This window comes from Paenibacillus alginolyticus DSM 5050 = NBRC 15375 (assembly GCF_000422905.1).
In the GTDB taxonomy this organism is placed as follows: Bacteria; Bacillota; Bacilli; order Paenibacillales; family NBRC-103111; genus Paenibacillus_E; species Paenibacillus_E alginolyticus.
Genome location: NZ_AUGY01000037.1, coordinates 66248 through 74947 on the forward strand (window position 1 = coordinate 66248; position 8700 = coordinate 74947).

The following is an 8700-nucleotide window of genomic DNA, read 5'->3' on the forward strand; positions in this document are numbered from 1 at the left end:
GTGCCGGAAATGCTGATTAATCAAAAAGTATTAAACACCATACAAAAAACATTGATGACCAGCCTGCTTTTTGAAGGCTTTTGGGACCGTTGGATTGCTCACGGCATAGAACGTCAGGCGGCTGCAACGTTCCGGGGCCAGCTAAAAAGTCTTGAACATTGGGTCCAGTTTTTAGCAGATCGTTCCAAGGAGTATGAAATTTTGGCGGATTCATTCCTTTCGCAAGAAATCCCTAAAGAAGCTGAACGTTTATATCGTATCGCCGGGCTGCATGATAACTTGATCCAATGGATCTATCCAGAAACGTGTAACGATAAACGCAAGTGGTTTACCAAATGCAAGGAACTGTTTACATTAGCCGATACGATCACAAAGGATCGGATCGAGAAGGTTGTCCTTCCGTTGAACGGCAATAATTGTTACGGCAGAATAAGGATTCCTGAAGAACCGAAAGGATGTGTGATCATTATCAACCCGATCGATTCCTCGAAAGAAGAACTGTTCACTTACGAAATGGATTTTGCCAAGCTCGGTTTTGCAACGGTGAGTTTTGATGGTCCAGGGCAAGGTGAAACTTATGTGTTTGATGACCACAAAGCTACCCTTTCCGGGTGGGAGCTTTTTGTAAACCAGTTGATTGATTGGACGGCAGAACGATTTCCCGCCCTTTCCATTCATTTATTCGGCACAAGCTCGGGGGCATCTTGGGCTATTTACGGAAGCAGGCATCCGAAAGTGAGCAAAGTAGCTGCGGTAAGCCCGGCATTGGAAAATGACATCAAGATGCCGGATTATTTCAAGGAAAGATTATCCTATTTTCTTGAAGATTCTGTAAGCAGTATATTGCCCCTATTAAATAATGTTGGCCCATCGAGCCCGATTATTTTGTTTCATGGCAACAAGGACGTGATGGTTAGGGATGAAGAAATATATGAGCTATATGGAACTCTGCAGCCGAAAAAACGGTTGGTTGAATATGAAAACGAAGGCCACTGCTGCAATTTTAAATTGACTGAGATCAGGCAAATCTCCGCACAGTGGTTCTTGGAGGACAGCAAATGACCTTGGAACATTTTTGTCAATTGATATCCGAGATTTCACATGTACCCTTTGATGAAATCAGGGAAAATTCTTCTTTCAGGGATGATTTGGGCATCGATTCTCTGCAAATGGTCAATTTATTTACTCAGCTTTCAACACTTTTCAACGTAGGTGTCGAAGTCATTGAAAGTTCTGAAGATTTATTGACCGTTCACAATTTATATCGGGCATTGCACCGGGAGGGAATACAATGAGTACGTTGATGGAAAGATTAGTTCAAACGCAGGACCGAACTAAAGCAGTCTTGACCACATTTTACGGAAACTATAGTGCTGCTGATTTGGAACAACAAACGGAGTTCTACTTGAATCTTCTCCGCAAAAAAAATATCAAAGGGAAGAAGATAGGGGTATTGGTACCCCCTGTCTTTTCCTATCTTTCTCTAATCATGGCTGTTAATCAGCTTGGCGGTATTGTTGTGCCTCTTAGTTGGCAATTTCGAAACGATGATTTGAAACAGATTCTGAGGTTTCTTGATCCGCATATTGTTTTTTCCATTACAAATCATGGCGGGTTTCCGTTCTCCCAAGCCGTCCAGGAATGGGCAAATACGAGTGAAACCCATACCACTCTCTATCAATCCGAGGATTGTATTCAATGGGACGAGCATAGTGTCGGGGTGGCGGAAAAGCCGCTTGAACATTCCTCCATCGATTTTATTTGCTGTACATCGGGAAGCACAGGAGTGCCCAAAGGAATGATGTTCAAAACGGAAGATATCGAGATCATGGCTCAGTATTTAAGAGATATGCCCGACATGAGAGCAAGCGACCGATTTTTTATGACCGCGCCTCCTACCTCTGTAATAGGCATAGCCGCGATGAGTGTAGGATTTAAGGAAGGATTGCAAATCGTGTTTCCCGATTCTTTTGAGATCCCCCTTATGGTGAAACTGATGAAGGATACGAATACAAATAAAATGCTGACGACACCGTCCATTTTGAAAGCCCTATATCCCTTTATGAAACAAATGGCTCCAAACATTGTGGAAAGCCTGGAGTTTTGCGGACTGAGCGGAGAAGTGGTGACGGAAGAAATCGCCGTGCAAATTCCTCTGAATCCTCATTGCCGTCTGATCGGACTTTATGGCAGTTCGGAAATGGGGGGTATCTTATACAGCAACTTACGCGAGAAAGCGGAATGGTCCGTTTATCGGGGCGTGGAATACAGAATTGAACAAGATGGCGAATTTCTCATTCGCACAATGGCCGGTTTTATGGGCTATTACAAGCAGCCTGGCTTAACCTCTGAGCTGTGGACTTCGGATGGATGGTTTCGTACGGGCGATCTGGTTCGAATGAATGACAATTATAAATTGGAAATCATCGGACGGAAAAAGGATGTAATTAAAAAAGGCGGACAGCAGGTTGTGCCCGGCGAAATTGAAAAGATCCTGGTTCAACATCCGAATGTTAAACAAGCCGTTGTCCTCGGTGCGCCGCATTCGATTTATGGGGAGCAGGTTGTAGCTTTCGTGATTTTACATGATGAATCCCGAGTGAAAGAATTATATCCTTTTTGCGCTGAAAGAATCGCGCGTTTTAAAGTACCCGATACCTTTGAAATCGTGTCGGATATTCCGATTGTTCAAGGAAAAACGGATAAAATTACACTGTTGAAGCAATTTTTATCAAAGAAAGGCTGAACCTCATGAATCAGAAAGTGAAGAAGTCTTTACGAAGACAGTTTATATCCAGAATACTGCTGCTCTTGATCATAATCTCTATTGTATCGGGAGCTATCCAAAGTTATATACTTTACCTGAAAATCAATGAGGACAGCAAGCAGCAAGCTTTTCTGATGGCCCATAGCATTGAACAAGGAATTAATGAAACGGATCTGGCCTCCAAAAATATTGAGCATCAGATTGACTTGAAATTGGAATTGCATGCGAAACGGATCGGGGATCGGCTGCAAGGACGCCAACTCGCGGATATTACGTCGGGTGATCTTGTAAAGCTGCGGGACGAAATAGGCGTAACTGGCATCACGATCATTGCAGCGCATGCCAATGACTATGTGAATATGAGGTCTACAGATCCCAAAGATGTAGGGTTCGGCTGGAAAAAGGTGAGTCCGGAGGCAGTCGCATCTTATGAGGTGATTCTCAAGGATGGCAAGATTCCTGCAGACAAAGTCAGCTACTCCGCAAATGGGATCTTCACATTGTTTTCGGCTCAATCCGGTTCCCATACGGATAAGCCCCAATTTTTCAAGTATTCTTATTATCATGCTCCGAATACGGATTATATTATCAATGCGTATATCGAGAGCAGTGAAGTTTATAACTTCATCCAAAAAGTAGGTACGGACACTTGGATTAGGAACGTCTTAAAAGAGAATCAATATGCAAAGGAAATTGCCATTTTGGATCCCCGGGTATTTGCTGATCCAAGTCTGGGAGAGAAAATGTATCCTCCTTTGAAGCAGGTTGTAAATGGAGAGTATCTATTAAGAAGCGACAAAGATTCAGCGTTTCTAAAACAGACGACTAATCAAAAACCAGTCGAAACTACATATATAGAAAAGATTAACGGCCATTCTCTTTATAAAATGTTTCTGCCAATGGACGAAGGAAGAGTCATTTATATCGCATTGGATTATAAAAAACTAAGCGCGCCTTTATATAAATACTCGTTCATATTGATTACATCGGGTTTTATTTCATTACTGGCGCTGTTCATGCTTACGGCTAACTTTTTCAATAAGATTTATAGAAATATCCAACAGATTATTATTCAAATTAAAAAGCTTGAGTCAGGTGACTTAACTGCTAAAAGCAGCGTTACCGACGGTGGCGGTGAACTTAGTGATTTGTCTGACTCGACCAACAAAATGGCGAATACCCTAAATCAGCTTTTGACGGATACACATGAAAAAGCGACAAAAACAGACAGGCTTTCTGTGCTTTTGGAAAATGAAGCCAATCAGTCGGTTGAAAAAGTATTTACGATGTCCATGGAAACGACATCCAATGCAAGGGATTCAATCGAGGAGATTTATGTGTTTCTGAGTCAGGTTGAGGAACAATTGCAGTCCCAATCGGATAACCCAAAGGCGAAAGTAATTTTAGACAAAATGGATATGATGCGAAGCATGGCTGACCAGCGGGTCCATACGACAACGGAAATGACGATTACACTCTCCGATTTGTTTAAATCGTTACACGGTCAATCCAGTGAATTATCGGAACTTTCTAATTCCTTATTGAATCAATTAGCCAAATTTAAACTTGCGAGGTAAACAGTCTAGCTATGAAATATTCTGCTGATTTGAGAAAAAGGAGGTACTAACATGACACTAGAACTAACAAAAGAGGTAATAGAGTCCACTTTATTTGTTAGTATCATCGGCCTAATGGATTATTCGACCTTAGATCAATTTCACTTGGAAATTCCTGATTCCATCACTAAAGTGGTCATAGATTTTAACGAATTGGAGTTTATTGATTCTACAGGGATTGGAGCTATTCTTGGTGTCATCCATAATGCCAGAGAACTAAACCTGAATGTTGAATTTATGGGTTTAAATGAGACTATTATCGATTTGTTTGAGACCGTAGGGGTGTTTAGAGTAATGGAGGCCCTCAAAAAGAGGGGGAATAAAGATGAAACATAACCTGCTGTTTCCACCGTTTGGAGATGTCGGACAATTAACAGAATCACAAAAAACGCTCCAAAGGGAAATTCATCTAGCCCGTAACATCCAAACAAAACTTTTAAATGGGGAAAAGCCCAAGTTAACAAATGGAGAAGTTTCCGGTATTTCTATTCCCGCCCGCTTAATTGGCGGGGATTATTTTGATTTTTATCCACTGGGAGACGGAAAAATACGAATCATCATTGGTGATGTGATGGGTAAAGGAATTCCTGCTGCCATGCTTATGATTCTTACGCGCGGCGCTTTTCGCAGTGCGGCGGAAGCCACACAAGGACCGGGAGAGACGCTTACGGCAATGAATAAGGCCATGTATGCCGATTTAAGGAAATTAGGCTCCTTCGTCACTGTGTTTTGTGCGGACTGGGATCCCAATACCGGTGATTTTGTCTATGCTAACGCTGGTCATATCCCCCCTGTGATCATTCGCAGTAAAGCCGACGTTGTCGAGCCACCCAAACTCAGAGGGGTTATGCTTGGAGGATTACCCGAACAGGTGTATCAGGAAGAGCGATTTCAACTCCAAGAAGAGGATCTTGTTTTCTTTTATACAGACGGGATCATTGAAGCCAGTAATCGAGACGGTGAGATGTTTAAACTTAATCGTCTCATTTCAATCTTACTCGAACATAGACATGAACAAGCAACAGTCATAGAAACCAGGGTTGTAAACCAAATCCATTTCTTTACGGAAGATTTACCGCAAAAAGATGATATTACGATGGTGATTCTTAAGGCTGGCGGCGAAAAAAATGGGGAGCCCCCGTTATAAGCTCCGTTTAAAATCCCATAAGGAAGGAGTGGAAGACCTTGATAACTAAGGGGAACAGTATTGTTTCAAAAGGAAAAACTGTGAAAAAAGCGGTGATGATCGCTTTGGACTTATTAAGTGAAAAGCTTGAAGATGTAGAAATTGAAATTATAGAAAATGAATCAAAGGGCATTTTGGGCATTGGCTCGAAGCAAGCGGTAGTGCGGGTTACGGTCAAACAGCAGCCTGATCACAAGATATCAACAGAACTAGTTTTGGACAAACATCCACCGGAAGAGTTGGATCAAATCATTCAATCTTTGGACATATCGGAGGAAAGCATACAGCCAGCCCATTTCAACATCAAGAAAATAGCCCATTTCTCCGAAGTAGATTTATTGGGAAATGTTTGGGTAACGGATGGACAAATCTATTGTAAAGACGCACCCGATAAGTTTCCTGTTATTTCACCCTGTAAAGGTTTGAAACTTTATAAAAATGACGTGCTTATTGAAAAAACGGTAATCATCAGTGAAAATGATATCCTCAGATATGAACTAGAGGATGAAGTGCAGCAGCCCCATTGGGAAATATCTATAAGTGCAAATAAAATGGAAGCCGTGTTAAAAGTGATTCCGGGTTCACGAATCCAAAGAACGTTAAGAGAGAAGGAGCCCCATTCTTTTCTACAAGTAGAAGTGGAAGAGAAGAAAATTCCCTTGATGATCGACTCTGAGTTGGTTATGTCAAATCTTCGAGAAATGGGCATAACCTATGGAATTGATTATTCCGAAATAGCCAACGCTTGTATGAGTGAGGAAACGAATTCGTTTGTGATCGCGAAAGGTATCCCTGCTATACCCGGCAAAAACGGATTCTTTCAACCTACGCAAGAGTTGGATATAAAAAAGGGGCTAGAGGAGCGCTCGAACGGTACGGTAGATTACCGGGAGATTCAAAAGTTCCCTTCCGTAGAGCCTGGTCAAATGTTAGGAATTGTTCTTCCGCCTGAATCAGGTATTCCAGGTACAACAATAACCAACGAACCAGTTCTTCCGCCGGACGGATTTCCGCTTGTTGTTCAAGATGGTAGGGGCATTATTTTAGTGGAAGACGACACCAAAGTCGTTGCAATGGAAGCTGGCCATCCGGATATTAAGCTAAAAGATATGCTGCTCAAAATCTCAATAGTTCCTAAATTATGGATCCGAAGTGACGTGACTCTGCAGGTTGGAAACGTGCGTTATATTGGGGAGGTGGAAATTACCGGCTCTGTACAGGATGGCATGCTAGTGGATGCCCAAGGTAACATTTTGATTCATGAAAATGTAAATATGGCTACAATAAGTGCCGGAAGCTCAGTTATCATTAAAAATAATATCATCACGAGTGCAGTGACGGCTGGGAAAAATAGCTTTATGATCGCGGAGAGCAATCAGATTCTTGGAGAGCTTATTCCTCTTATGAAGCAGATGATAGCGGCTATCAATCAGTTATCGACAGTTTCGGCATTTAAGGTATCCTCTTTTACCCAGACTGGATTAGGGCCGCTTATAAAAATCTTATGCGACGGAAAGTTTAAACGATTTCCACCGTTATTGTTTTCTTTAAACGAGAAGATCAAGAGTGGGAAAGATATGTTAGATAAAGAATGGTTGGAATTCGGGGAGCAATTATATAAGGGATTTATCATGACTCACGCTTCAAGTTTTCGATCAATAGCGGATGTCGAGCTCGTAGCCAAGAAAGCAGAAGAATTATGGGCAAGCAGCCAGGAGGATCAGGAAGGCGGAGACTGTTTCATTAAAGCCGCTTTAGTACACAACAGCCAGCTGTATTCCAGCGGAGATATTACGATTGTCGGACAAGGCGTCTATCATTCGAAGCTGCGTTCCGGCGGTTCTATCGAAATCGATGGATACGTCCGTGGTGGAGAAATTTATGCGGGAAAAAGCGTGAAAGTCGGAGAGGCAGGCACAAAAGGCGGAATCAGCACCAAGATTGTAGTTCCCAAAGGGCATACGATAAAAATTGGAACAGTAATGGAGGACACCATCATCCAAATTGGTTCCTTCACGTATAAATTTACGGCTTCTGCGTCTAATGTTACTGCGCGAGTAAATGAAGACGGTTTATTTTCAATTTCTTGAAGGAGAGTGTATCTGATGTTTAAATATAAGCTTCTGAATGAAGGGACAATAACAATTGTCTCGTTTGCAGGAGATATGGATATTGATGTCACGGAGTTAATCGAGGAGGAATTGTCTCCGCTGCTCATGAATAAGAAGGAGATTCAAATTGATTTTTCAGAGGTACCCTTTGTAGACTCTTCCGGCATAGGTTTGTTGATTACCCTCGTGAAGAATCTTCAAGAGAAAGGAAACAAGGTGCAGATTATGCATATAAGAGCGGAAGTTAAACAAGTTTTTGCTATGCTAGAATTGTCCGAAATACTAGGCAATGATGTGTTAAACGATTTCCATGACGCAGTTTGAGTAAGTGTTATCTTGAAGAGTAGAACTGAAAGGAATCTGCATACGGGGGAGGGAGCATAATGGACAAACGTCAACATGAGAGAACCTCCATAGAACCTTTAGAGATGGTTTTTGATGAGATCGAGGGAAATCATGCTAAACACGAGAACGTCACTGTGTTTATAGAAAATGTAAGCTCGGAGGGTATGCTTTTTACATCTAATGTGGATTTTACCACGAATGAATCAATTCATTTTCATCTACCCACCATTGGTATATTTACTCTGTTTTCAGGGAAAATTGTCTGGAAAAAAGAAATGGGTGTGGATTTATATCAGTATGGACTTTATATCTGCAAAGATAATAAATAAATTTGATTATCCAGTTAGCTCAGGAATGTCTTTAAATACGAACTAATGTTTGGTATAATGAAATCAAACATATGTTCGGGAGTGATTTTTATGGCAAAGCAAGAATCGATGAATCTTATTCAATTTCAAAAGAAGTTTCAAACCGAGGAAGCTTGCCATCAGCATTTGTTCAAGATGAAGTGGCCTGAGGGATATCACTGTCCAAAATGTCAGCACCAGAAGGCTTACGAAATTAAGACTCGTAATTTACCTCTTTACGAGTGTACGAATTGCCAACACCAAACAACCGTGATCACCGGAACGATTTTCGAAAAGACAAGAACGGATTTGGTCAAATGGTTTTGGG

Annotated in this window: 10 protein-coding genes; all 10 read left to right on the top strand. The window is 41.6% G+C overall.

The window, feature by feature from the left end; translation table 11 throughout:
• The first annotated feature begins 9 nt into the window (after nucleotides 1-9).
• Nucleotides 10-1062 (top strand): alpha/beta hydrolase, encoded by a 1053-nt coding sequence (locus tag G519_RS0117375; RefSeq protein WP_029195802.1) that lies wholly within the window; start codon nucleotides 10-12, stop codon nucleotides 1060-1062.
• Entirely contained in the window at nucleotides 1059-1295 is a 237-nt protein-coding gene (locus G519_RS43385; protein WP_036633239.1) for an acyl carrier protein, read from the top strand. The genes G519_RS0117375 and G519_RS43385 overlap by 4 nt, the downstream gene beginning before the upstream one ends.
• Nucleotides 1292-2746, top strand: coding sequence for a class I adenylate-forming enzyme family protein (locus G519_RS0117385; protein WP_029195803.1), 1455 nt, complete (start codon nucleotides 1292-1294; stop codon nucleotides 2744-2746). The genes G519_RS43385 and G519_RS0117385 overlap by 4 nt, the downstream gene beginning before the upstream one ends.
• A 5-nt stretch (nucleotides 2747-2751) precedes the next feature.
• Nucleotides 2752-4344 carry a methyl-accepting chemotaxis protein gene (locus tag G519_RS0117390; protein ID WP_029195804.1) on the top strand — a complete coding sequence of 531 codons (1593 nt, stop codon included), beginning with the start codon at nucleotides 2752-2754 and terminating at the stop codon, nucleotides 4342-4344.
• 51 nt (nucleotides 4345-4395) lie between these two features.
• Nucleotides 4396-4719, top strand: coding sequence for an STAS domain-containing protein (locus G519_RS0117395; RefSeq protein WP_029195805.1), 324 nt, complete (start codon nucleotides 4396-4398; stop codon nucleotides 4717-4719).
• Nucleotides 4709-5530, top strand: coding sequence for a PP2C family protein-serine/threonine phosphatase (locus tag G519_RS0117400; RefSeq protein ID WP_029195806.1), 822 nt, complete (start codon nucleotides 4709-4711; stop codon nucleotides 5528-5530). Before G519_RS0117395 ends, G519_RS0117400 begins: the two co-directional genes overlap by 11 nt.
• 38 nt (nucleotides 5531-5568) lie before the next feature.
• Complete coding sequence (locus tag G519_RS0117405; protein ID WP_029195807.1) at nucleotides 5569-7659, top strand: FapA family protein; 2091 nt, start codon at nucleotides 5569-5571, stop codon at nucleotides 7657-7659.
• Nucleotides 7660-7674: 15 nt separating this feature from the next.
• A complete protein-coding gene (locus tag G519_RS0117410) occupies nucleotides 7675-8004 on the top strand; it encodes an STAS domain-containing protein (protein ID WP_029195808.1) in 330 nt (109 codons plus the stop codon).
• A 59-nt stretch (nucleotides 8005-8063) separates the two neighbouring features.
• Complete coding sequence (locus G519_RS0117415) at nucleotides 8064-8354, top strand: PilZ domain-containing protein (RefSeq protein WP_029195809.1); 291 nt, start codon at nucleotides 8064-8066, stop codon at nucleotides 8352-8354.
• A gap of 90 nt (nucleotides 8355-8444) precedes the next feature.
• On the top strand, nucleotides 8445-8700 hold a 256-nt coding region (locus G519_RS0117420; protein ID WP_029195810.1), incomplete at its 3' end, for a transposase.

What these genes read in the sequence shown, in the direction of transcription:
- G519_RS0117375 (WP_029195802.1), top strand. Translation starts at nt 10, where the DNA reads ATGCTGATTAATCAAAAAGTATTAAACACCATACAAAAAACATTGATG.
- G519_RS43385 (WP_036633239.1), top strand. Translation starts at nt 1,059, where the DNA reads ATGACCTTGGAACATTTTTGTCAATTGATATCCGAGATTTCACATGTA.
- G519_RS0117385 (WP_029195803.1), top strand. Translation starts at nt 1,292, where the DNA reads ATGAGTACGTTGATGGAAAGATTAGTTCAAACGCAGGACCGAACTAAA.
- G519_RS0117390 (WP_029195804.1), top strand. Translation starts at nt 2,752, where the DNA reads ATGAATCAGAAAGTGAAGAAGTCTTTACGAAGACAGTTTATATCCAGA.
- G519_RS0117395 (WP_029195805.1), top strand. Translation starts at nt 4,396, where the DNA reads ATGACACTAGAACTAACAAAAGAGGTAATAGAGTCCACTTTATTTGTT.
- G519_RS0117400 (WP_029195806.1), top strand. Translation starts at nt 4,709, where the DNA reads ATGAAACATAACCTGCTGTTTCCACCGTTTGGAGATGTCGGACAATTA.
- G519_RS0117410 (WP_029195808.1), top strand. Translation starts at nt 7,675, where the DNA reads ATGTTTAAATATAAGCTTCTGAATGAAGGGACAATAACAATTGTCTCG.
- G519_RS0117415 (WP_029195809.1), top strand. Translation starts at nt 8,064, where the DNA reads ATGGACAAACGTCAACATGAGAGAACCTCCATAGAACCTTTAGAGATG.